Below are 22,833 nucleotides of genomic sequence, written 5' to 3' on the forward strand. Positions count from 1 at the left end.
CTTCGCGCCGGCTTTCAGCCGCCGTACTTCTTGCGAACCTGCTGGACCGTGCGCAGTTGCGCTGCGGCTTCGGCCAGGCGGGCTGCGGCGGAGCTGTAGTCGAACTCTGCACCTTTACCTTGCAGAGCCTTCTCAGCTTCCTTGAGGGCGGTCTGGGCAGCCGCTTCGTCGAGGTCGCCTGCGCGAATCACGGTGTCGGCGAGAACCTTGACCATGTTCGGCTGCACTTCGAGGAAGCCGCCGGAGATGTAATACACCTCCTGCTCGCCACCCTGCTTCACCAGGCGGATCGGACCCGGCTTGAGCTCGGTGATCAGCGGCGCGTGGCCCGGAGCGATACCCAGATCGCCCAGGGAACCATGCGCTACGACCAGCTCAACCAGACCGGAGAAGATCTCCGCTTCGGCGCTGACGATGTCGCAGTGGACTGTAATAGCCATACCCTTGCCTCACGTAAGCGCCCGTTGCCGGGCGCACGGATTACAGCTTCTTCGCTTTCTCGATGGCTTCTTCGATGCCGCCGACCATGTAGAACGCCTGCTCGGGCAGGTGGTCGTAGTCACCGTTGAGGATGCCTTTGAAGCCAGCGATGGTGTCCTTCAGGGAGACGTATTTGCCCGGCGAGCCGGTGAATACTTCAGCCACGAAGAACGGCTGGGACAGGAAGCGCTGGATCTTACGAGCACGGGCCACCAGCAGCTTGTCGGACTCGGACAGTTCGTCCATGCCGAGGATCGCGATGATGTCCTTCAGCTCTTTGTAGCGCTGCAGAACGTACTGCACGCCACGAGCGGTGTCGTAGTGATCCTGGCCGATGACCAGCGGGTCCAGCTGACGGGAAGTCGAGTCCAGCGGATCCACGGCCGGGTAGATACCCAGCGAGGCGATGTCACGGGACAGTACGACGGTGGCGTCCAAGTGGGCGAAGGTGGTCGCCGGGCTCGGGTCGGTCAGGTCGTCCGCGGGAACGTAGACGGCCTGGATCGAGGTGATCGAGCCTTTCTTGGTGGAGGTGATGCGCTCTTGCAGAACGCCCATCTCTTCGGCCAGGGTCGGCTGGTAACCTACTGCGGAAGGCATACGGCCCAGCAGTGCGGATACTTCGGTACCGGCGAGGGTGTAACGGTAGATGTTGTCGATGAACAGCAGTACGTCACGGCCTTCGTCACGGAACTTCTCGGCCATGGTCAGGCCGGTCAGTGCAACGCGCAGACGGTTGCCCGGCGGCTCGTTCATCTGGCCATAAACCAGGGCTACCTTGTCCAGTACGCCGGAATCCTTCATCTCGTGGTAGAAGTCGTTACCCTCACGAGTACGCTCGCCCACACCAGCGAACACAGAGTAACCGCTGTGCTCCATGGCGATGTTACGGATCAGTTCCATCATGTTTACGGTCTTGCCTACACCGGCACCACCGAACAGACCGACTTTACCGCCCTTGGCGAACGGGCAGACCAGGTCGATAACCTTGATGCCGGTTTCGAGCAGGTCGTTGCCGCCAGCCTGGTCAGCGTAGGACGGAGCGTCGCGGTGAATACCCCAGCGCTCTTCTTCGCCGATGGGACCGGCTTCGTCGATCGGGTTGCCTAGCACGTCCATGATACGGCCCAGGGTCTTGGTGCCGACCGGGACGGAGATGGCTGCGCCGGTGCTTTCCACGTTCAGGCCACGCTTGAGGCCTTCGGTGGAACCCATCGCAATGGAACGAACCACGCCGTCGCCCAGCTGCTGCTGAACTTCCAGGGTGGTTTCGACGCCCTGAACTTTCAGGGCCTCGTAGATGCTCGGCACGGCATCGCGCGGGAATTCCACGTCGATCACGGCGCCGATGATTTGAACGATACGTCCGCTACTCATGTCTGGTTCCTCTGAATTTTGAACCTGTTCTTACACCGCGGCAGCGCCGCCGACGATTTCCGAGATTTCCTGGGTGATCGCCGCCTGACGTGCCTTGTTGTAGATCAGTTGCAGACCACTGATCAGATCACCGGCGTTGTCGGTAGCGTTCTTCATTGCAATCATCCGGGCCGCCTGTTCACAGGCGTTGTTCTCAACCACGGCCTGGTACACCTGGGATTCCACGTAGCGCACCAGCAGGCCGTCGAGGAGGGCCTTGGCGTCGGGTTCGTAGAGGTAGTCCCAGTGGTGCTTCAGCTCGGCATTGTCCTCGGCCACCAGCGGAATCAGCTGTTCCACGGTCGGCTTCTGGGTCATGGTGTTGACGAACTTGTTGGAAACCACGTACAGGCGATCGATACGACCATCCAGGTAGGCATCCAGCATGACCTTGACGCTGCCGATCAGATCATTGATCGACGGCTCTTCGCCCAGGTGGCTGATAGCTGCAACCACGTTGCCGCCATAGCTCTTGAAGAAGGATGCACCCTTGGAGCCGATCACGCAGAGGTCAATCTCCGCGCCACGATCGCGCTGCCCGCTCATGTCCTTGACGAGAGCCTTGAACAGGTTGATGTTCAGGCCGCCAGCCAGGCCACGGTCGGAGCTCACCACGATGTAGCCGACGCGTTTTACTTCACGCTCGACCATGAACGGGTGACGGTATTCCGGGTTGGCGTTGGCCAGATGGCCGATCACCTGGCGAATGCGCTCCGCGTAGGGACGGCCGGCCGCCATGCGCATTTGTGCCTTGCGCATCTTGCTCACCGCCACCTTTTCCATGGCATTGGTGATTTTTTGCGTGCTTTTGATGCTCGCAATCTTGCTGCGAATCTCTTTTGCGCCTGCCATTTCACACCTATCGGTTTAGCAGGCGGGGGCCGTCACCGACCCCCGCTGCGGCTTACCAGGTTTGGGTGGCCTTGAACTTCTCGATGCCGGCCTTGATGCCTGCGTCGATTTCGTCGTTGAAGTCACCCTTCTCGTTGATCTTCGCCAGCAGAGCGGCGTTCTCACGTTGGAAGTAGGCGATCAGCGCTTGTTCGAAGGCGCCCACCTTGGCGATCTCGACGTCCTGCAGGAAGCCACGCTCGGCGGCATACAGGGACAGCGACATCTCGGCGATGGACATCGGCGCGTATTGCTTCTGCTTCATCAGCTCGGTAACGCGCTGACCATGTTCCAGCTGCTTGCGGGTCGCGTCGTCCAGGTCCGAGGCGAACTGGGCGAAGGCCGCCAGTTCACGGTACTGGGCCAGCGCGGTACGGATGCCGCCGGACAGCTTCTTGATGATCTTGGTCTGGGCCGCGCCACCTACACGGGATACCGAGATACCGGCGTTGACGGCCGGACGGATACCCGAGTTGAACATTGCGGATTCCAGGAAGATCTGACCGTCGGTGATCGAGATCACGTTGGTCGGAACAAACGCGGAAACGTCGCCAGCCTGGGTTTCGATGATCGGCAGGGCGGTCAGGGAACCGGTCTTGCCTTTCACTTCGCCGTTGGTGAACTTCTCTACGTACTCTTCGGAAACGCGGGAAGCGCGCTCCAGCAGACGGCTGTGGAGATAGAACACGTCGCCCGGGTATGCTTCGCGGCCCGGCGGACGGCGCAGCAGCAGGGAGATCTGGCGGTAGGCCACGGCCTGCTTGGACAGGTCGTCGTACACGATCAGGGCGTCTTCACCGCGGTCGCGGAAGTATTCGCCCATGGTGCAGCCGGAGTACGGCGCCAGGTATTGCAGAGCAGCGGATTCGGAAGCACTGGCAACCACCACGATGGTGTTGGCCAGGGCGCCGTTTTCTTCCAGCTTGCGTACGACGTTGGCGATGGTCGATTGCTTCTGACCGATGGCAACGTAGACGCAGCGGATGCCGCTGTTCTTCTGGTTGATGATGGCGTCGATGGCCAGAGCGGTTTTACCGATCTGACGGTCACCGATGATCAGCTCGCGCTGGCCACGGCCTACCGGGATCATGGCGTCGACCGACTTGTAACCGGTCTGAACCGGCTGGTCTACCGACTTACGCCAGATCACGCCCGGTGCCACTTTCTCGACAGCGTCGGTCAGTTTGGCATCGATCGGGCCTTTGCCATCGATCGGGTTACCCAGGGCGTCGACAACGCGACCCAGCAGTTCCGGACCAACCGGTACTTCCAGGATGCGGCCGGTGCACTTGGCATTCATGCCTTCTTTGAGGTCCTGGTATTCACCCAGTACCACAGCACCGACGGAGTCTTGCTCCAGGTTCAGCGCCATACCGTAGACGCCGCCCGGGAATTCGATCATCTCGCCGTACATGACGTCGGCCAGACCGAAGATGCGCACGATGCCATCGGAAACACTGACGATGGTGCCTTCGTTGCGCGCTTGCGAGGCGACGTCGAGTTTCTCGATGCGCCCCTTGATGATTTCACTAATTTCGGAAGGATTGAGTTGCTGCATGCCGCTGCCCCTTCAAACTCAAGATTTCAACGCTTCGGCCAGTTTCGCGATTTTGCCGCGCACCGAGCCATCGATTACCAAGTCACCGGCGCGAATAACCACGCCGCCGATCAGGCTCGCGTCTTCCGACGCATGAAGTCGCACTTCGCGACTGAGCCGGGCGCTGAGAGCCTTGGCGAGTTTGTCCTGCTGTTGCTGGTCCAGGGCGAAGGCACTGGTGACCTCGACCTCGACCAATTTTTCCTGCTCGGCCTTGAGTTGCTCGAACATCACGAAGATGGTCGGCAGCAGGTCGAGCCGCTTGTTTTCAGCCACAGTCCGGACGAAGTTCTGGGCCGGAGCATTGAGCTTGTCGCCACACACGTCGATCAGCGCGTCAGCCTTGGCGGCTGCGGTCAGCTGAGGCTCTTTGAGCAACTGGCGCACGGTGTCGTCCTGCGACACTGCAGCCAGCACACCCAGAGCAGCGGACCAATCGGCCAATTGCTGATGAGCCTGGGCGTACTCGAAAGCCGCCTTCGCGTAAGGACGAGCCAATGTGGTCAGTTCTGCCATATCGCCCTCTGCTTAGATCTCGGCGGCCAGTTGATCAACCAGCTGCTTTTGCGCGTTGGCATCGATCGAAGCACCCAGGATCTTCTCGGCGCCGGAGACGGCCAGGGCACCCACTTGGGCACGCAGGGCGTCTTTGACGCTGTTGAGCTCCTGTTCGATCTGGGCTTTGGCCTGGGCGATCATGCGATCACCTTCGGCACGGGCCTGATCACGGGCTTCGTCAACGATCTGGTTAGCGCTCTTCTTCGCCTGCTCGATGATTTCGGCTGCCTGAGCCTTGGCTTCGCGCAGTTGCTGACCCGCTTTCTCGTGAGCCAGTTCCAGGTCACGAGCTGCGCGGTTGGCAGCGTCCAGGCCGTCGGCGATCTTCTTCTGACGCTCGTGCAGAGCCGCAATGACCGGAGGCCATACGAACTTCATGCAGAACAGGACGAAGATGGCGAACGCGATGGCCTGGCCGATCAGAGTTGCATTAATGTTCACGCCAATACCTCGCTCGTTCGTTGTTCAGTCACAGATTTCCGCACGGCGGAAATTACTGGGCAACCTGAGCGATGAACGGGTTAGCGAAGGTGAAGAACAGAGCGATACCAACACCGATCATGGTCACGGCGTCGAGCAGACCGGCGACGATGAACATTTTGACCTGCAGCATCGGAACCATTTCCGGCTGGCGAGCAGCGCCTTCCAGGAACTTGCCGCCCAGCAGGCCGAAGCCGATGGCGGTGCCCAGAGCGCCCAGACCGATCAGCAGAGCAACGGCGATAGCAGTGAGTCCAACTACAGTTTCCATTTTTCCTCCCGACTTTTTTGTCGTGTTGGTTAAAGGTTGAAGCAAGTTAAGGTGGTGAAGCTCTTCTTACGCCCACTCCCGCAGGGGAGAGGGCGTACAGAATCTTTGGATCAGTGGCTGTCTTCGTGGGCCATCGACAGGTAGACGATGGTCAGCATCATGAAGATGAAGGCCTGCAGGGTGATGATCAGGATGTGGAACACGGCCCACGCCCAGTTCAGCACGACGCCCATGCCGCCCAGCCAGAGGATGCCGGAACCGAACATCACGGCGATCAGGATGAAGATCAGCTCGCCGGCATACATGTTGCCGAACAGACGCAGTGCCAGGGATACCGGCTTGGCGATCAGGGTCACGAACTCCAGCAGGAAGTTCACGGGGATCAGGATGATCTGGACCACCATGTTGCTGCTGTGGAACGGGTGCAGGGTCAGTTCGCCGAGGAAGCCGCCGATGCCCTTGACCTTGATGCTGTAGAAGATGATCAGCGCGAACACTGCGATCGACATGCCGAAGGTGGCATTCGGGTCGGTGGTGGCCACGGCGCGGAAGAACAGGTGCTCGTTACCGGTGACCGCCTGAGCCGCCAGCGGCAGGAAGTCCACGGGCACCAGGTCGATCAGGTTCATCAGGAAGATCCAGACGAACACGGTCAGCGCCAGCGGTGCGATGAGCGGGTTACGGCCGTGGAAGGTGTCCTTCACGCTGCCGTCGACGAACTCCACGAGAACTTCGACGAAGTTCTGCAGGCCGCCAGGTTGACCGCTGGTAGCCTTCTTGGCCGCCATGCGGAAGATAAGGATGAACACCAGGCCGAGGAATACGGACCAACCCAGGGTATCAACGTGGAATGCCCAGAAGCCCATTTCCTTGGCTTGTTCGGCGGTGTGGGCGAACCCCCAGGAACCATCTGGCAGACGACCCAGGGTCAGGTTCTGCAAGTGGTGCTGGATGTAACCCGAAGCGCTTTCTGCTGCCATGTTTGCCTCAATCGCTCTAAGGTCTTGTAAATGTGTTTCGCATCAGCAGGGGCGACAACCAGCTGACCGCCAGGGTCAGAAGGTAGATGCCGAACAGCGCCAGTGGCGCCAGCGGCTTCACACCTGCGAACGTCAGTGCGAAGAGCACTGCCGTCAGAATCAGTTTTCCCGCCTCACCGGCATAAAAGGACCGGACTATCAGCTGGGCAGAACGCGCACCGCTGTAACGGAACGCCTTGCGAGCAAAGTACAGATTCGGCATCCACGCAATCAGACCACCGAGTAATCCGGAATAGCCTGCGACCGATCCCCGGGCAAACCACAGGGTTGCTGCACCGATAAGCAGCACCACCAGCTGGACGAGCAACAGGCGAAATGCCGGTTGACGATGGAAGGGCAAACGATTGGGCTTGCGGGGTTCCATCTGAGCTCACAGTCCTCTGGCGTCGGCTTCACAAATCAACAACTTGGCATACTTTGTGCCGACAAAATTGCGCGCAGAGTATAGGGGGCGCCGCATACCCATTCAACCGTCAGGTAGTGATTTCCGACGACCCCTACATGCTACGTTCGTATCAACGTATGTGCGCGAGAACGCCCTGAAGCTCATCGAGGGAGTTATAGCGGATCACCAACTGCCCTTTGCCCTTCTGTCCGTGGCGAATCTGCACCGGAGCGCCCAGGCGCTCGGCCAGGCGCTGTTCCAGCCGGCTGATGTCGGGGTCGGTCCTGACCGCTTTGACAGGTTCCTCGGGAGCATTGAGCCATTGGCGTACCAGAGCTTCTGTCTGACGCACGGTGAAGCCGCGTGCGACAACATGTCGCGCACCCTCGACCTGCCGATTCTCGGGTAGTCCGAGCAGGGCACGAGCATGGCCCATTTCCAGGTCGCCATGGGAAAGCAGAGTCTTGATCTCTTCCGGCAGGGCGATCAGGCGCAGCAGGTTGGCCACAGTCACGCGGGATTTGCCCACCGCATCGGCCACCTGTTGCTGAGTCAGCTGGAATTCCTGCTGCAGGCGCTGTAGCGCGGCCGCCTCCTCGATGGGATTGAGGTCCTCGCGCTGGATGTTCTCGATCAGTGCCATGGCGATGGCGGCTTCGTCCGGCACTTCGCGGACCATGGCCGGGATCTTGTCCAGACCAGCCTGCTGGGTCGCACGCCAACGGCGCTCGCCGGCAATGATCTCGTAGCGGCCCTTGCCGATAGGGCGTACCACGATCGGCTGCATCACGCCCTGGGCCTTGATCGACTGGGCGAGTTCCTCGAGGGCCTGCGGGTCCATGTCGCGACGAGGCTGGTACTTGCCGCGCTGGATCAGGTCCAGCGGCAGGTATTGCAGCTCCTTGCTGTCGACCTGCGCAGCTTCCTCCTGCAGCGTAGCGGCGCTGGAGCCACTGAGCAGGGCGTCCAGCCCGCGTCCGAGACCTCGTTTCTTGGCGGCCATGGGGTTCCTTAATCTCTTAGGCGGGAGCGGTGGTGCGGGAGGCGCGCTGACGGCGCACCAACTCGCCAGCCAGCGCCAGGTAGGCGAGGGCACCGCGGGATTGCTTGTCGTAGACCAGCGCCGGCATGCCGAAGCTGGGTGCCTCGGCCAGTCGCACGTTGCGCGGGATAACGGTGGTGTAGAGCTTGTCGCCGAAGTGTTCCTGCAGTTGCGCGCTGACGTCGTTGGTCAGGCTGATACGCGGGTCGTACATGGTACGCAGCAGGCCTTCGATCTTCAGCGCCGGGTTCAGGCGCTCGGCGATGCGCTGGATGCTGTTCATCAGGTCGGTCAGACCTTCCAGTGCGTAGTACTCGCACTGCATGGGGATGATCACGCCGTCCGAGGCGGACAGGGCGTTGACCGTCAGCATCGACAGCGACGGCGGGCAGTCGATGAGGATGAAGTCGTAGTTCTCGCGGATCGGCGCCAGCGCATGCCGCAGGCGGTGTTCCTTCACGTCCATCTCCAGCAGCACCACTTCCGCCGCGGTGAGGTCGCGGTTGGCGGGCAACAGCTGGTAGCCGCCGTGCTCGGAGAACTGCATGGCCTGGGCCAGGTCGCATTCGCCGGTGAGCACGTCGTAGATGGAATGGTCCAGGGACAACTTATCCACACCGCTGCCGGTGGTGGCGTTGCCCTGTGGATCGAGGTCAATCAGCAGCACGCGTCGCTTGGTGGCGACCAGCGATGCGGCAAGGTTGATACAGGTCGTGGTCTTGCCGACGCCGCCCTTCTGGTTGGCAATCGCGAATACCTTAGCCATGGTTTTCCCCACTCCCCGTCATGCAGTGCGGCGCAGTATCAGCAGATGGCGCTGGCCTTGGCAACCCGGCACCGCCAGAGCGTGTTCGGCTTCGACCCGGAAATCTTCCGGGAGTGCCGCGAGCTCGTCGCTGGGGTGTACGCCTTTCATGGCCAGCCAGTTTGTCTGCACGTCGCCGAGGTGGCGCGTCCAGTTTGTGAAGTCTTCGAGGCTGCTGAAGGCCCGCGAGACGATGCCGTTGAACGGCTGCTCGGGTTGGAAAGCTTCCACCCGGCTGTGGATAACCTGCAGGTTATCGAGCTTGAGCTCCAGCTTCACCTGCGTGAGGAAGCGGGTCTTCTTGCCATTGCTGTCCAGCAGGGTCAGGGACTTGCCCGGGAATAGGATGGCCAGCGGAATGCCGGGCATGCCGCCGCCGCTGCCTACGTCCAGCCAGCGTTCGCCGCCGGCGGCTTCGAACTTCGGGACGATGCTCAGGCTGTCGAGCAGGTGGCGCGACACCATTTCATCCACATCGCGCACGGCGGTGAGGTTGTAGGCCTTATTCCACTTGGCCAGCAGGGCCAGGTAGTCCAGCAGGTGCTGCTGGGTGGCGGCGTCGATATCCAGGCCGAGCGTCTGGATGCCACGCGCGAGTTCTTCGGCGTGGCGAGCGTTGACCAGGGCCATCAGGCGCTCTGCTCCAGCTGACGGCCGGACGAGCGCTTCTTCAGATGGATCAGCAACAGGGAGATGGCCGCCGGGGTCACGCCCGGGATGCGGCCGGCCTGACCGAGGGTTTCCGGCCGGGCGTTGCCCAGCTTGAGCTGGATCTCCTTGGAGAGCCCGGAGATGGACTGGTAATCGATATCCACAGGCAGGCGCGTATCTTCGCTGGCTCGCAGGCGCGCGATTTCTTCCTGCTGGCGATCGATGTAGCCCGCGTACTTGGTGCGGATCTCCACCTGTTCGGCGACCTGCGGATCTTCCGCGCTGACGCCAGTCACTTCGGCCAGGCTGACGTAATCGATCTCCGGACGGGCCAGCAGGTTCAGCAGGTTGTATTCGTGGGCCAGCGGCGTACCGAAGCGTTCGGCAATGGCATCGCCCTGCGGCGTATTCGGGCGAACCCAAGTGCTCTTCAAGCGCTGTTCTTCGCGTTCGATGCCTTCACGTTTGGCTTCGAATACCGCCCAGCGCTCATCGTCGATCAGGCCCAGCTCGCGGCCCTTCTCGGTCAGGCGCAGGTCCGCATTGTCCTCGCGCAGGATCAGCCGGTATTCGGCGCGCGACGTGAACATGCGGTAGGGCTCCTGGGTGCCGAGGGTGATCAGGTCGTCGACCAGCACACCGATGTAGGCCTCATCGCGGCGCGGGCACCAGCTCTCGCGCCCCTGCGAACGCAACGCGGCGTTGGCGCCGGCGAGCAGGCCCTGGGCACCGGCTTCTTCGTAGCCGGTGGTGCCGTTGATCTGGCCAGCGAAGAACAGGCCGCCGATAACCTTGGTCTCCAGGCTGTACTTCAGATCGCGCGGATCGAAGTAGTCGTATTCGATGGCATAGCCGGGACGCACGATGTGGGCGTTTTCCATACCGCGGATCGAGCGGACGATCTCCAGCTGCACATCGAAGGGCAGCGACGTGGAGATACCGTTCGGATACAGCTCATGGGTGGTCAGCCCTTCCGGCTCGAGGAAGACCTGATGGCTGTCCTTGTCGGCGAAGCGATGGATCTTGTCTTCGATCGACGGGCAGTAGCGCGGGCCCACACCTTCGATCACACCGGAGTACATGGGCGAACGATCCAGGTTCGACGCAATGATCTCGTGGGTGCGTGCGTTGGTGTGAGTAATCCAGCAACTGACCTGGCGCGGATGCATTTCCTTGTTGCCCAGGAAGGACATCACCGGGATCGGCGTATCGCCTGGCTGTTCGGTCATGACACTGAAATCGACACTGCGCCCATCGATGCGCGGTGGCGTGCCGGTCTTCAAGCGGCCGACACGCAGGGGCAGCTCGCGAAGACGCTTGGCCAGGGCGATCGAGGGCGGATCACCGGCGCGACCACCGGAGTAGTTCTGCAGGCCGATGTGGATAAGTCCGCCGAGGAAGGTGCCAGCAGTGAGGACGACGTTATCGGCATGGAACTTCAGACCCATCTGGGTCACTACGCCGCGTACCTGGTCCTGTTCGACGATCAGGTCATCGCAGGCCTGCTGGAATATCCACAGGTTCGACTGGTTCTCGAGGATCTCGCGCACTGCGGCCTTGTAGAGAACGCGGTCGGCCTGCGCACGAGTAGCGCGGACAGCTGGTCCCTTACGGCTGTTCAGTACACGGAACTGGATGCCGCCTTTATCGGTGGCCAGCGCCATGGCGCCGCCCAGGGCATCGATTTCCTTGACCAGATGGCTTTTGCCGATCCCACCAATGGCGGGGTTGCAGCTCATCTGGCCCAGGGTTTCCACATTGTGGGTGAGCAGCAGCGTCTTCACGCCCATGCGTGCAGCCGCTAGTGCGGCCTCTGTGCCGGCATGGCCGCCGCCGATCACGATCACGTCAAAACGGGAAGGGAAATCCACCACGCACCTCGTGCCTGTTGATCAAGGAGAAAGAAGAGAGCCGGACAGTATAGGGGCTAAGGGCCGTCGATTGAAGGCACCTGAACAAAAAATAGCCAATGGCCGCGCTGAGCTTCTATAGAAAATAAAGAGAGGAACTTTTTTAAATCTTTTTAGAGCTTATGTTTATGTATGGTGAAGTCGTTTTCTGTGGATAACCTGACGTACACCAATCCCCATCGGTGTTTCAGCCGATAACAACCCTGTGTCGATGCTGTCAGGTTGCGGGGGATCTCCCGTGTTCAGCCTGTGAATGAAGTGGCCTGTTATCAACAGGCGTACTTATCCACGGGATGATGCAGTGGTTGTCTACCTAGCTGTACGGTACTTTTCCACAGGGTTCACGAATGCCTGTGGAATGTGTGTCAGATGGTCTGGAAGGCGCGTATTTCCGGGACTAGAGCGTATCTATCGCTGTGGATAGCTATTCGGGAGAGAAAACCGCAGGCGTGAGAAAGTGCGGCGACGGAATGGCCCCGTCACCGGTCGGGAAAAACTTCGTTGTGGATTACTTGCCGATACAGAAGCTGGAGAAGATTCGACCGAGCAGGTCGTCCGGCGTGAAGGCCCCGGTAATCTCGCCCAGTGCTTGCTGCGCCTGACGCAAGTCCTCGGCCAGCAGTTCGCCGGCGCCGCTCAGGGTGAGCTGTGCGCGGCCGTGCTCGAGGCTGTCACCGGCCAGGCGGAGGGCTTCCAGGTGACGTCGGCGGGCGCTGAAGCTGCTTTCTGCGGTCTGCTCGAAGCCCATGCAAGCCTTCAGGTGTTCGCGCAGCAGATCCAGGCCATTCCCGGAGCGGGCAGACAAGGTGATGGTGACGTGGCCGTCAGCGCTCTGCTCAAGTCCGACGGACTCTGTGGATAAGTCTGCCTTGTTGCGGATGAGGGTGACATGCGCGGGATCGGGCCGGCTGTCGAGGAACTCGGGCCACAAGGCAAAGGGATCGCTGGCTTCCGGCGCGGTGGAGTCCACCACCAGCAGCACGCGGTCCGCTTCGTTGATGGCCTTGAGGGCGCGTTCCACGCCGATCTTTTCCACATGGTCTTCGGTGCTGCGTAGGCCAGCGGTATCGATGATGTGCAACGGCATGCCATCGATGTGGATATGTTCGCGCAGCACATCGCGGGTGGTGCCGGCGATATCGGTGACGATGGCCGCTTCGCGCCCCGCTAGCGCGTTCAGCAGGCTCGATTTGCCGGCATTGGGACGTCCGGCGATCACCACGGTCATGCCATCTCGCAGCAGCGCTCCTTGGCCTGCCTCGCGTAACACCGCGGCCAGCTCGGCGCGTACGGCGTCCAGTTGGGTGAGGACATGGCCATCGGCGAGGAAATCGATTTCCTCTTCCGGGAAGTCGATAGCGGCTTCGACGTACATGCGCAGCTGAATCAGCTGGTCGGTGAGGCTATGCACGCGGCGGGAGAACTCTCCCTGCAACGAGCGCACGGCGTTGCGCGCGGCCTGGGCGGAGCTCGCCTCGATGAGGTCGGCGATGGCCTCGGCCTGCGCCAGGTCGAGCTTATCGTTGAGGAAGGCTCGCTCGCTGAACTCACCAGGGCGTGCTTGGCGCGCACCCAGCTCCAGGCAACGCTGCAGCAGCATGTCCATCACCACCGGGCCGCCGTGGCCTTGCAGCTCAAGCACATCTTCACCGGTGAAGGAGTTTGGACCGCGGAAGAACAGCAGCAGGCCTTCGTCGATGACCTCGCCGTCGTCGGCATGGAACGGGCCGTAGTGGGCGTAGCGCGGTTGTGGCTCGCGCCCACTCAAGGTGATGGCCATGGCGCGTGCGCGCGGACCGGAGACGCGGACGATGCCGACACCGCCACGGCCCTGGGCGGTAGCAACGGCGGCGATGGTTTCACGGGCTGCATTCATGTCGGCGGTCTCGCGGTTGTTTTCGTGGCTCGCGGTAAAGCAAGTTATCCACATAGCAAAACGCCCCACGAGGGGGCGTCTTGTTGATCTTCGGCGGGCTGCGATGTCAGGCGGAAGCCTTCTTCGCGGCACCTTCGATCCGACGGGTAATGTACCACTGCTGTGCGATGGACAGGCAGTTGTTCACAACCCAGTACAGGACGAGACCGGCCGGGAACCACAGGAAGAAGAAGGTGAAGATGATCGGCATCAGCTTCATCACCTTGGCCTGCATGGGGTCCGGCGGAGTCGGGTTGAGCATCTGCTGAACGAGCATGGTGGCGCCCATGATGATCGGCAGGATGAAGAACGGATCTTTCACCGACAGGTCGACGATCCAGCCCAGCCAAGGCGCCTGGCGCATCTCGACGCTCTCCAGCAGTACCCAGTACAGCGAGAGGAAGACCGGCATCTGCACCAGGATCGGCAGACAGCCGCCCAGCGGGTTGATCTTCTCCTTCTTGTACAGCTCCATCATCGCCTGGGACATTTTCTGGCGATCGTCGCCATGCTGTTCCTTCAGCGCTGCCATCTTCGGCGACACGGCGCGCATGCGGGCCATGGAGCGATAGCTGGCGGCGGACAGCGGGAAGAAGGCCAGTTTGATGACGATGGTCAGGAAGATGATCGACCAGCCCCAGTTACCAACCAGGTTGTGGATATGTTGCAGCAGCCAGAAGATCGGCTGGGCGATGAACCACAGGGGGCCGTAGTCGACGGTCAGCTCGAGTCCCTTGGACAGTTCGCCGAGGTACTTCTGCAGTTTCGGACCGGCATACAGGGTCATGCTGGTCTCGCCCTTGGCGCCCGGCGCGACGGTGATGCTCGGGCCGGTGAAGCCCACGATGTAGTTGCCCTGGGCGTCCTTGCGGGTAATCACGTTGTGGGTATCGCCACTGGCGGGTACCCATGCGGTCACGAAGTAGTGCTGCAGCCAGGCGACCCAGCCGCCCTGAACGGTTTCCTTGAACTGCTCCTTGTCCATGTCCTTCATGGACACTTTCACGTAGGGCTTTTCGGGAGTCCAGACTGCGGCGCCGAGGTAGGTCGACACGCCGGTGGCGGTGGTGGACGACGGATCGACGCTGGCGTCACGCTTGAGCTGGGCGAACAGCGAGGCGTTCCACGGTTTGTCGCTCTGGTTGTCGATCAGGTAGCTGACGCCGACCTGATAGGCGTTGGGGTTGATGCACTCGAGCTTCTTCTGCGCCTTTTCCTTCTCGGTGCAGTCGCCTTTCAGACCACGGTGGAAAGTGAAGCGCTTGATGTAGCTCACGCCGTCCTGTGCATAAGTCAGGTCGACGGTCATTTGGTCCTGGCCGTCGGCGAGCTCGTAGCTGGTCTTGGCCGACGCGTAGAGCGGACGACCGCTGGCGGCGGCATCCGGCCCATTGGCACCAGTCAGGCCGCTTTGGGCCAGGTAGGTACGTTGCTGGTCACGTTCGAACAGCGGGAACGGCACGTCCGGGCGGTCTTGACGCAGCGGGTACTGGGTCAGGCCGAGCTTGATCACGTCGCCGCCGCGCGGGTCGATGGTCACGTCCAGGACATCGGTCTTCACGCGGATCAGCTGGTCGCTGACCGCCGCTGGCTTCTGCTCGTTGGGCAGTGTGGCCTGGGCATTCTGCGTGGTCGGTACGTCAGCATTGCCCGCGTTGCCGGCAGGAACGGACGTGTCCGGCAGGCCTTCATTCTGATTGAAGGTCGCGGTCTGCGCAGGCAGTTCGGGCTGGCCGTAGTCCTTGTTCCACTGGAGAACCAGCGCGTAGGACACGATTGCCAGGGCGACGAATAGGATTGAACGTTTGATGTCCATGGTTACTCGGCCGTCGAGGAAGGGGCGGGCTTGGATGGATCTGGCGGTACCGGATCATAGCCACCGGGATGCCAGGGGTGGCAGCGGCCTAGGCGACGAGCGGCCAGCCAGCCACCACGCAGGAAGCCATGGATCTCGATGGCTTCTTGCGCGTAGCAGGAACAGCTGGGGTAGAAACGACAGTGCCTGCCCATCATGGGACTGATGGCGTAGCGGTAAAACTGGATCAGTAACAGCGCCAGTCTACGCATGGGAACTGTCGGCCACTCCCGGAGATTCGGTCGAAGGTTCCGGGCTGGGCCGATTGCGTAACAGGCGTTTCCAGAGTTTGCCGAACTGCTGGTGCAGTTCCGGATTCTCCAGATCACCGAGGCCCTTGCGCGCGATCACCACGATGTCCAGGCCGGCCAGCTTCTGCTGGTTCTGGCGGAAGGATTCGCGGAGAAGGCGTTTGAGGCGGTTACGCTCGACAGCGAGCTTGACGTTCTTCTTGCCGATCACCAGGCCGAGGCGGGGATGATCGAGACCGTTTTCGCGCGCCAGCAGCAGGATGTGCTTGCCGGGAACCTTGGAGGTGGGGGAGTCGAAGACTGCTGTGAATTGCCGGGCTGTCAGAAGACGTTTTTCCCGGCTGAAATCTTGACTCACCACCTGTGTCGGACAAATCAGACGGTCAGACGCTTACGGCCCTTGGCGCGACGACGCGACAGAACCTGACGACCGTTCTTGGTGGCCATGCGAGCGCGGAAACCGTGGACGCGAGCGCGCTTGAGAGTGCTGGGTTGGAAAGTACGTTTCATGATTCGGTACCTGGGTTTAACGACATGAGGTCGCAGTGACCCCGTTTAAAGAGACCGGCGATTCTAGAGAAATCAGGAGGTCAGGTCAATTTCCAACCAACCTCGGATACAAAATGAATAGAAAGGAAGGAAATCTCTTTTTCTAAAAGATTGAAGCGATGATTGTGATTAGGCACGACCGTCCCTGTGCATAACTATACGGAGGCACCGCCTATAAGGCGTTTCGCGGATTGATAAGCCTGTCGGGAAGTGGTGTGTTGCCTGTGTGGCAGCGGTTGGAAAGCTGGGTATGGAATGCGGAATTTTCCACAGGGATTTTTTCCACAGGATAACTACCCGATTCATCCCCTGCACCATTCAGCGGTTATCCACAAGGTTGGAGACACTATTAACCGACCACCGGCAAAATCTTTAACACCTTGATTTTGCTTGTGTCCGAGCGTGCTTAACATGTGGATAAGTTGTTCTGGCGCGGCTACAATGGCGGTCTGTTTCGCTTTGCGACTTCTTTTGGGGGATATCCGTGTCCGTGGAACTTTGGCAGCAGTGCGTGGAGCTTCTGCGCGACGAGTTGCCGTCCCAGCAATTCAATACCTGGATCCGACCTTTGCAGGTCGAGGCCGAGGGTGAGGAGCTGCGCGTCTACGCACCCAATCGCTTCGTTCTCGACTGGGTCAACGAAAAGTACATGGGGCGCCTGCTCGAGCTACTCAGCGAGCGCGGCAATGGGCAGATCCCGGCGCTCTCGCTGCTGATTGGCAGCCGCCGCAGCCGTACGCCGCGCGCTGCTCTGGTGCCCCAGGCTCACGTCAATGTGCAGCCCCAGCCTGCCGCTGTAGCACCCGCTCCAGTGATGCCCGTCCAAGCGGCCGCTCCTTCGATTCCGGTGCCGCAGCCGGTCCAGCCGGCTCCGGCTCCGGTGCAGACTCTGGCTGACCTGGATGAGTCCAGCCCGGGTATAGATCCGTTAGCTGCTGCCATGCCGGCGGCCACGGTACGTACCGAACGCAACGTGCAGGTAGAGGGTGCGCTGAAGCACACCAGCTACCTCAACCGTACTTTTACCTTCGAGAACTTCGTCGAAGGCAAGTCCAACCAGCTGGCCCGCGCGGCGGCCTGGCAGGTGGCGGACAACCTCAAGCACGGCTACAACCCGCTCTTCCTCTATGGTGGCGTCGGCCTGGGTAAAACCCACCTGATGCACGCTGTGGGTAACCATCTGTTGAAGAAGAACCCGAATGCCAAGGTCGTGTACCTGCATTCGGAGCGTTTCGTCGCGGATATGGTGAAAGCACTGCAGCTGAACGCTATCAACGAGTTCAAGCGCTTCTACCGTTCGGTGGACGCACTGCTGATCGACGATATCCAGTTCTTCGCCCGCAAGGAGCGTTCCCAGGAAGAATTCTTCCATACCTTCAACGCCCTCCTGGAAGGCGGCCAGCAGGTCATCCTGACCAGCGACCGCTATCCGAAGGAGATCGAAGGCCTGGAAGAGCGCCTGAAGTCGCGCTTTGGCTGGGGCCTGACGGTGGCTGTCGAGCCGCCGGAGCTGGAAACCCGTGTCGCAATCCTGATGAAGAAGGCCGAGCAGGCCAAGGTCGAGCTGCCGCACGATGCCGCGTTCTTCATCGCCCAGCGTATTCGCTCCAACGTGCGTGAGCTGGAAGGAGCGCTCAAGCGCGTGATCGCCCACTCCCACTTCATGGGCCGGCCGATCACCATCGAGCTGATCCGCGAGTCGCTGAAGGATCTGCTGGCCCTGCAGGACAAGCTGGTCAGCATCGATAACATCCAGCGCACTGTCGCCGAGTACTACAAGATCAAGATCGCCGACCTGTTGTCCAAGCGCCGCTCGCGCTCGGTCGCACGTCCTCGCCAGGTGGCGATGGCACTTTCCAAGGAACTGACCAACCACAGCCTGCCGGAGATCGGCGTGGCCTTCGGCGGTCGGGATCACACCACGGTGCTGCACGCCTGTCGTAAGATCGCTCAACTCAAGGAATCCGACGCGGATATCCGCGAGGACTACAAGAACCTGCTGCGTACTCTGACCACCTGACGCAGCCTCACGAGGCAAGGGACTAGACCATGCATTTCACTATTCAACGCGAAGCTCTGTTGAAACCCCTGCAGCTGGTCGCTGGCGTCGTCGAGCGCCGCCAGACGCTGCCGGTTCTTTCCAACGTGCTGCTGGTTGTCGAAGGTCAGCAGCTGTCGCTGACTGGCACCGACCTCGAGGTCGAACTGGTAGGCCGTGTCACTCTCGAAGATGCCGCCGAGCCCGGCGAGATCACGGTTCCGGCGCGCAAGCTGATGGATATCTGCAAGAGCCTGCCGGGCGATGCAGTGATCGACATCCGCGTCGACGAGCAGAAGCTGGTGGTTAAGGCTGGCCGCAGCCGCTTCACCCTTTCCACCTTGCCGGCCAATGACTTCCCCACCGTGGAAGAAGGCCCGGGTTCGCTGACGTTCAGCCTGGTGCAAAGCAAGCTGCGTCGCCTGATCGATCGCACTAGCTTCGCCATGGCGCAGCAAGATGTCCGCTACTACCTCAACGGCATGCTGCTGGAGGTCGGTGGCGGCACGCTGCGCGCCGTGGCTACCGATGGTCACCGCCTGGCGATGTGCTCGCTGAGCAACGGTGTGCCGGAAGCCCAGGATCGCCACCAGGTCATCGTACCGCGCAAAGGCATCCTGGAGCTGGCACGTCTGCTGACCGAGCAGGACGGCGAAGTCTCCATCGTTCTCGGCCAGCATCACATTCGCGCCACGACCGGCGAGTTCACCTTCACCTCGAAGCTGGTGGACGGCAAGTTCCCCGACTACGAGCGCGTGCTGCCCAAAGGTGGTGACAAGCTGGTGATCGGCGACCGCCAGGTGCTGCGTGAAGCGTTCAGCCGTACTGCGATTCTCTCCAACGAGAAGTACCGCGGCATTCGACTGCAGCTTTCCAATGGCTTGCTGAAAATCCAGGCGAACAACCCGGAACAGGAAGAAGCTGAGGAAGAAGTGCAGGTCGACTACAACGGCGGCAACCTGGAAATCGGTTTCAACGTCAGCTATCTGCTGGACGTCCTGGGCGTGATGGGCACCGAGCAGGTCCGCATGATCCTCTCCGACTCCAATAGCAGTGCGCTGGTGCAGGAAGCGGACAACGACGATTCCGCGTATGTCGTCATGCCGATGCGCCTCTGACGCGTATCGATGTCCCTTACCCGCCTTTCGGTCACCGCGGTGCGCAATCTGCACCCGGTGACCTTCTCCCCTTCCCCCCGCATCAACATTCTCTACGGCGAAAACGGCAGCGGTAAAACCAGCGTGCTGGAAGCCATCCATTTGCTCGGCCTTGCCCGTTCATTTCGTAGCGTTCGTTTACAGCCTGTCATCCAGTACGACGAACCCGCCTGTACTGTCTTCGGTCACGTGCAGCTGGGTAACGGCTTCGATAGCAACCTGGGCGTTTCCCGTGATCGTCACGGGGAGTTTCAGATTCGCATTGATGGGCAGAATGCACGCAGTGCCGCGCAATTGGCCGAGACGCTGCCTCTGCAGTTGATCAACCCAGACAGCTTCCGCCTGCTGGAGGGCGCACCGAAGATCCGCCGGCAGTTCCTGGACTGGGGTGTGTTCCACGTGGAACAACGCTTTATGGTCGCCTGGCAAAGACTTCAGAAGGCCCTGCGGCAGCGGAACTCGTGGCTCCGACATGGTAAACTGGACGGTGCTTCGCAGGCTGCGTGGGACCGTGAATTATGCGCGGCGAGCGACGAAATCGACGCCTATCGACGGTCCTATATTCAGGCTCTCAAGCCCCAGTTCGAGCGGACGCTGACCGAGCTAATCCAGCTCGATGATCTCACGCTCAGCTATTACCGGGGATGGGACAAGGAACGCGAGCTGAGTGAAGTGCTCTCTTCCAGCCTGCTGCGTGATCAGCAGATGGGACATACCCAGGCGGGGCCGCAAAGAGCGGATCTTAGAATTCGCCTGGGAGGACACAACGCTGCGGAGATTCTGTCCCGTGGCCAACAGAAACTGGTGGTCTGCGCGTTGCGGATTGCCCAGGGGCACTTGATCAACCAGGCCAAGCGCGGGCAATGCGTTTACCTGGTGGATGACCTCCCCTCCGAATTGGATGAGAAGCATCGGTTGTCTTTGTGCCGGCTTCTCGAAGATCTGGGTTGCCAGGTATTCATCACCTGCGTCGACCCGCACTTATTGAAAGACGGCTGGCAAATGGAAACGCCGGTGTCGATGTTCCACGTGGAACATGGGCGCGTCTCTCAGGACACTACCATCGGGAGTGAAGAATGAGCGAGAACACCTACGACTCTTCCAGTATCAAGGTACTGAAGGGGCTGGATGCCGTACGTAAGCGTCCAGGCATGTACATCGGTGATACCGACGACGGCACTGGCCTGCACCACATGGTCTTCGAGGTCGTTGATAACTCGATCGACGAAGCGCTGGCGGGCTATTGCAGCGAAATCAGCATCACCATTCACACCGATGAATCCATCACCGTCCGTGACAACGGTCGCGGTATTCCGGTGGATATCCACAAGGAAGAAGGGGTCTCCGCGGCCGAGGTCATCATGACCGTCCTTCACGCCGGCGGTAAGTTCGACGACAACAGCTACAAGGTTTCCGGCGGTCTGCACGGCGTAGGTGTGTCGGTAGTGAACGCCCTCTCCCACGAACTGCGCCTGACCATTCGCCGTGAAGGCAAGGTCTGGGAGCAGATCTACCATCACGGCGTCCCGCAGTTCCCGCTGCGCCCGGTGGGTGATACCGAGGGCTCGGGTACCGAAGTTCACTTCAAGCCTTCCCCGGAGACCTTCCACAATATCCACTTCAGCTGGGACATCCTGGCCAAGCGGATCCGTGAGTTGTCCTTCCTTAACTCCGGCGTCGGCATCGTCCTGCGTGACGAGCGTGCCGGCAAGGAAGAGCTGTTCAAGTACGAGGGTGGCCTGCGTGCTTTCGTCGAGTACCTGAACACCAACAAGACTGCGGTGAACCAGGTCTTCCACTTCAACTGCCAGCGCGAAGAAGACGGCGTCGGCGTCGAAGTCGCCCTGCAGTGGAACGACAGCTTCAACGAGAACATCCTCTGCTTCACCAACAACATTCCCCAGCGTGACGGTGGTACCCACCTGGCAGGCTTCCGCTCTGCCCTCACCCGTCACCTGAACAACTACATCGAGCAGGAAGGCCTGGCGAAGAAATTCAAGATCGCCACCACCGGTGATGACGCCCGTGAAGGCCTGACCGCGATCATTTCGGTGAAGGTGCCGGATCCGAAGTTCAGCTCGCAGACCAAGGACAAGCTGGTTTCCTCGGAGGTGAAGACCGCCGTGGAACAGGAGATGGGCAAGTACTTCGCCGACTTCCTGCTGGAGAACCCGAACGAAGCCAAGGCCGTGGTTGGCAAGATGATCGACGCCGCCCGCGCCCGTGAGGCTGCGCGCAAGGCCCGCGAGATGACTCGCCGCAAAGGCGCGCTGGACATCGCCGGCCTACCGGGCAAACTCGCTGACTGCCAGGAGAAGGACCCCGCCCTCTCCGAACTGTACATCGTGGAGGGTGACTCCGCGGGCGGTTCTGCGAAGCAGGGTCGTAACCGCAAGACCCAGGCGATCCTGCCGCTCAAGGGCAAGATCCTCAACGTCGAGAAGGCTCGCTTCGACAAGATGCTCTCCTCCCAGGAGGTCGGCACGCTGATCACCGCTCTGGGCTGCGGTATCGGTCGCGAGGAGTACAACATCGACAAGCTGCGTTACCACAACATCATCATCATGACCGATGCTGACGTCGACGGTTCGCACATCCGTACCCTGCTGCTGACCTTCTTCTTCCGTCAGCTGCCGGAGCTGGTCGAGCGTGGCTACATCTACATCGCCCAGCCGCCGCTGTACAAGGTGAAGCGTGGCAAGCAGGAGCAGTACATCAAGGACGACGTGGCCATGGAAGAGTACATGACCCAGTCGGCCCTCGAAGAAGCCAGCGTGCACGTCAACGAAAGCGCTCCGGGCCTGTCCGGCGAGGCGCTGGAAAAGCTGGTCAACGAGTACCGCGGCGTGATGCGTACCCTCTCCCGCCTGTCCCGTCTGTACCCGCAGGACCTGACCGAGCACTTCGTCTACCTGCCGCGCATCGACGTCGAGCAGCTGGGCGACCAGGCCGCCATGCAGGGCTGGCTGGAGCAGTACTCGGCCCGCCTGAAAGCTGCCGAGAAGTCCGGCCTGGTCTACAAGGTCAGCCTGCGCGAAGACCGCGAACGCCACCTGTGGCTGCCGGAAGTCGAGATGGTCGCCCACGGCCTGTCGAGCTACGTCACCTTCAACCGCGACTTCTTCGCCAGCAACGACTACCGCTCTGTAACCGAGCTGGGCGCCAAGCTGAACAGCCTGATGGAAGAAGGCGCATACGTGCAGAAGGGTGAGCGTAAGAAGACCGTCGCTGGCTTCAAGGAAGCACTGGAATGGCTGATGACTGAAGGCACCAAGCGCCACACCATTCAGCGATACAAAGGCCTCGGTGAGATGAACCCGGACCAGCTGTGGGAAACCACCATGGACCCCAACGTGCGTCGCATGCTGAAGGTGACCATCGAGGATGCCATCGCTGCCGACCAGCTGTTCAACACCTTGATGGGCGATGCCGTGGAGCCGCGCCGCGACTTCATCGAAAGCAACGCCCTGGCAGTGTCGAACCTGGACGTTTGATCCGGGTAAGCACCAGGCAAAAAGAAAGGGCCCTTCGGGGCCCTTTTC

Annotated in this window: 22 protein-coding genes; 4 read left to right on the forward strand and 18 right to left on the reverse strand. The window is 60.9% G+C overall.

All coding sequences use genetic code 11. The features are described from left to right. Positions 1 to 14: 14 nt before the first annotated feature. The 18 genes from JVX91_RS05320 to rpmH form a co-directional block, all read right to left on the reverse strand. Positions 15 to 440 carry a F0F1 ATP synthase subunit epsilon gene (locus tag JVX91_RS05320; RefSeq protein ID WP_017518837.1) on the reverse strand — a complete coding sequence of 142 codons (426 nt, stop codon included), beginning with the start codon at positions 438 to 440 and terminating at the stop codon, positions 15 to 17. Between the two features lie 40 nt (positions 441 to 480). Further along, positions 481 to 1,857, reverse strand: a complete 1,377-nt coding sequence (gene atpD, locus JVX91_RS05325) for a F0F1 ATP synthase subunit beta (protein ID WP_045213787.1) — start codon at positions 1,855 to 1,857, stop codon at positions 481 to 483. Between the two features lie 30 nt (positions 1,858 to 1,887). Then, positions 1,888 to 2,748, reverse strand: coding sequence for a F0F1 ATP synthase subunit gamma (atpG, locus tag JVX91_RS05330; RefSeq protein WP_205338329.1), 861 nt, complete (start codon positions 2,746 to 2,748; stop codon positions 1,888 to 1,890). 52 nt (positions 2,749 to 2,800) lie between these two features. Next, on the reverse strand, positions 2,801 to 4,345 hold the full coding sequence (gene atpA, locus JVX91_RS05335) for a F0F1 ATP synthase subunit alpha (protein WP_017518840.1): 1,545 nt from the start codon (positions 4,343 to 4,345) through the stop codon (positions 2,801 to 2,803). 18 nt (positions 4,346 to 4,363) lie between these two features. Then, on the reverse strand, positions 4,364 to 4,900 hold the full coding sequence (locus tag JVX91_RS05340; RefSeq protein WP_024765001.1) for a F0F1 ATP synthase subunit delta: 537 nt from the start codon (positions 4,898 to 4,900) through the stop codon (positions 4,364 to 4,366). A 12-nt stretch (positions 4,901 to 4,912) separates the two neighbouring features. After that, positions 4,913 to 5,383, reverse strand: a complete 471-nt coding sequence (locus JVX91_RS05345; protein ID WP_017518842.1) for a F0F1 ATP synthase subunit B — start codon at positions 5,381 to 5,383, stop codon at positions 4,913 to 4,915. Between the two features lie 52 nt (positions 5,384 to 5,435). Next, positions 5,436 to 5,693, reverse strand: coding sequence for a F0F1 ATP synthase subunit C (gene atpE, locus JVX91_RS05350; protein ID WP_003457994.1), 258 nt, complete (start codon positions 5,691 to 5,693; stop codon positions 5,436 to 5,438). 110 nt (positions 5,694 to 5,803) lie between these two features. After that, positions 5,804 to 6,673: a F0F1 ATP synthase subunit A gene (atpB, locus tag JVX91_RS05355; RefSeq protein ID WP_017518843.1), complete on the reverse strand. Its 870-nt coding sequence runs from the start codon at positions 6,671 to 6,673 to the stop codon at positions 5,804 to 5,806. A gap of 16 nt (positions 6,674 to 6,689) precedes the next feature. After that, positions 6,690 to 7,097, reverse strand: a complete 408-nt coding sequence (locus JVX91_RS05360; protein WP_205338330.1) for a F0F1 ATP synthase subunit I — start codon at positions 7,095 to 7,097, stop codon at positions 6,690 to 6,692. A 151-nt stretch (positions 7,098 to 7,248) separates the two neighbouring features. Next, positions 7,249 to 8,121 (reverse strand): ParB/RepB/Spo0J family partition protein, encoded by an 873-nt coding sequence (locus JVX91_RS05365; protein ID WP_205338331.1) that lies wholly within the window; start codon positions 8,119 to 8,121, stop codon positions 7,249 to 7,251. Positions 8,122 to 8,137: 16 nt separating this feature from the next. Next, a complete protein-coding gene (locus JVX91_RS05370) occupies positions 8,138 to 8,926 on the reverse strand; it encodes a ParA family protein (RefSeq protein ID WP_205338332.1) in 789 nt (262 codons plus the stop codon). 18 nt (positions 8,927 to 8,944) lie between these two features. Continuing rightward, entirely contained in the window at positions 8,945 to 9,595 is a 651-nt protein-coding gene (rsmG, locus tag JVX91_RS05375; RefSeq protein ID WP_205338333.1) for a 16S rRNA (guanine(527)-N(7))-methyltransferase RsmG, read from the reverse strand. Beyond that, a complete protein-coding gene (gene mnmG / locus JVX91_RS05380; protein WP_205338334.1) occupies positions 9,595 to 11,487 on the reverse strand; it encodes a tRNA uridine-5-carboxymethylaminomethyl(34) synthesis enzyme MnmG in 1,893 nt (630 codons plus the stop codon). The genes rsmG and mnmG overlap by 1 nt, the downstream gene beginning before the upstream one ends. A gap of 547 nt (positions 11,488 to 12,034) precedes the next feature. Then, positions 12,035 to 13,402 carry a tRNA uridine-5-carboxymethylaminomethyl(34) synthesis GTPase MnmE gene (mnmE, locus tag JVX91_RS05385; protein ID WP_205338335.1) on the reverse strand — a complete coding sequence of 456 codons (1,368 nt, stop codon included), beginning with the start codon at positions 13,400 to 13,402 and terminating at the stop codon, positions 12,035 to 12,037. 106 nt (positions 13,403 to 13,508) lie between these two features. Beyond that, positions 13,509 to 15,257, reverse strand: a complete 1,749-nt coding sequence (yidC, locus tag JVX91_RS05390; RefSeq protein WP_205338336.1) for a membrane protein insertase YidC — start codon at positions 15,255 to 15,257, stop codon at positions 13,509 to 13,511. 2 nt (positions 15,258 to 15,259) lie between these two features. Continuing rightward, complete coding sequence (yidD, locus tag JVX91_RS05395) at positions 15,260 to 15,508, reverse strand: membrane protein insertion efficiency factor YidD (protein WP_037007231.1); 249 nt, start codon at positions 15,506 to 15,508, stop codon at positions 15,260 to 15,262. Next, positions 15,501 to 15,908, reverse strand: coding sequence for a ribonuclease P protein component (gene rnpA / locus JVX91_RS05400; protein ID WP_205338337.1), 408 nt, complete (start codon positions 15,906 to 15,908; stop codon positions 15,501 to 15,503). Before rnpA ends, yidD begins: the two co-directional genes overlap by 8 nt. 14 nt (positions 15,909 to 15,922) lie before the next feature. Then, positions 15,923 to 16,057 (reverse strand): 50S ribosomal protein L34, encoded by a 135-nt coding sequence (rpmH, locus tag JVX91_RS05405; RefSeq protein ID WP_003100258.1) that lies wholly within the window; start codon positions 16,055 to 16,057, stop codon positions 15,923 to 15,925. Between the two features lie 523 nt (positions 16,058 to 16,580). On the opposite strand from rpmH, the gene dnaA reads away from it, so the two are divergent. From dnaA to gyrB, 4 genes are read left to right on the forward strand one after another with little or no spacing between them, the layout of a single operon-like run. Further along, on the forward strand, positions 16,581 to 18,116 hold the full coding sequence (dnaA, locus tag JVX91_RS05410) for a chromosomal replication initiator protein DnaA (protein WP_205338338.1): 1,536 nt from the start codon (positions 16,581 to 16,583) through the stop codon (positions 18,114 to 18,116). Positions 18,117 to 18,145: 29 nt separating this feature from the next. After that, on the forward strand, positions 18,146 to 19,252 hold the full coding sequence (gene dnaN / locus JVX91_RS05415; protein WP_205338339.1) for a DNA polymerase III subunit beta: 1,107 nt from the start codon (positions 18,146 to 18,148) through the stop codon (positions 19,250 to 19,252). A gap of 9 nt (positions 19,253 to 19,261) precedes the next feature. Continuing rightward, entirely contained in the window at positions 19,262 to 20,371 is a 1,110-nt protein-coding gene (recF, locus tag JVX91_RS05420; RefSeq protein ID WP_205338340.1) for a DNA replication/repair protein RecF, read from the forward strand. Beyond that, positions 20,368 to 22,785 carry a DNA topoisomerase (ATP-hydrolyzing) subunit B gene (gene gyrB / locus JVX91_RS05425; RefSeq protein ID WP_205338341.1) on the forward strand — a complete coding sequence of 806 codons (2,418 nt, stop codon included), beginning with the start codon at positions 20,368 to 20,370 and terminating at the stop codon, positions 22,783 to 22,785. The genes recF and gyrB overlap by 4 nt, the downstream gene beginning before the upstream one ends. Positions 22,786 to 22,833: the final 48 nt, after the last annotated feature.

The organism is Pseudomonas sp. PDNC002, assembly GCF_016919445.1.
Lineage (GTDB): Bacteria > Pseudomonadota > Gammaproteobacteria > Pseudomonadales > Pseudomonadaceae > Pseudomonas.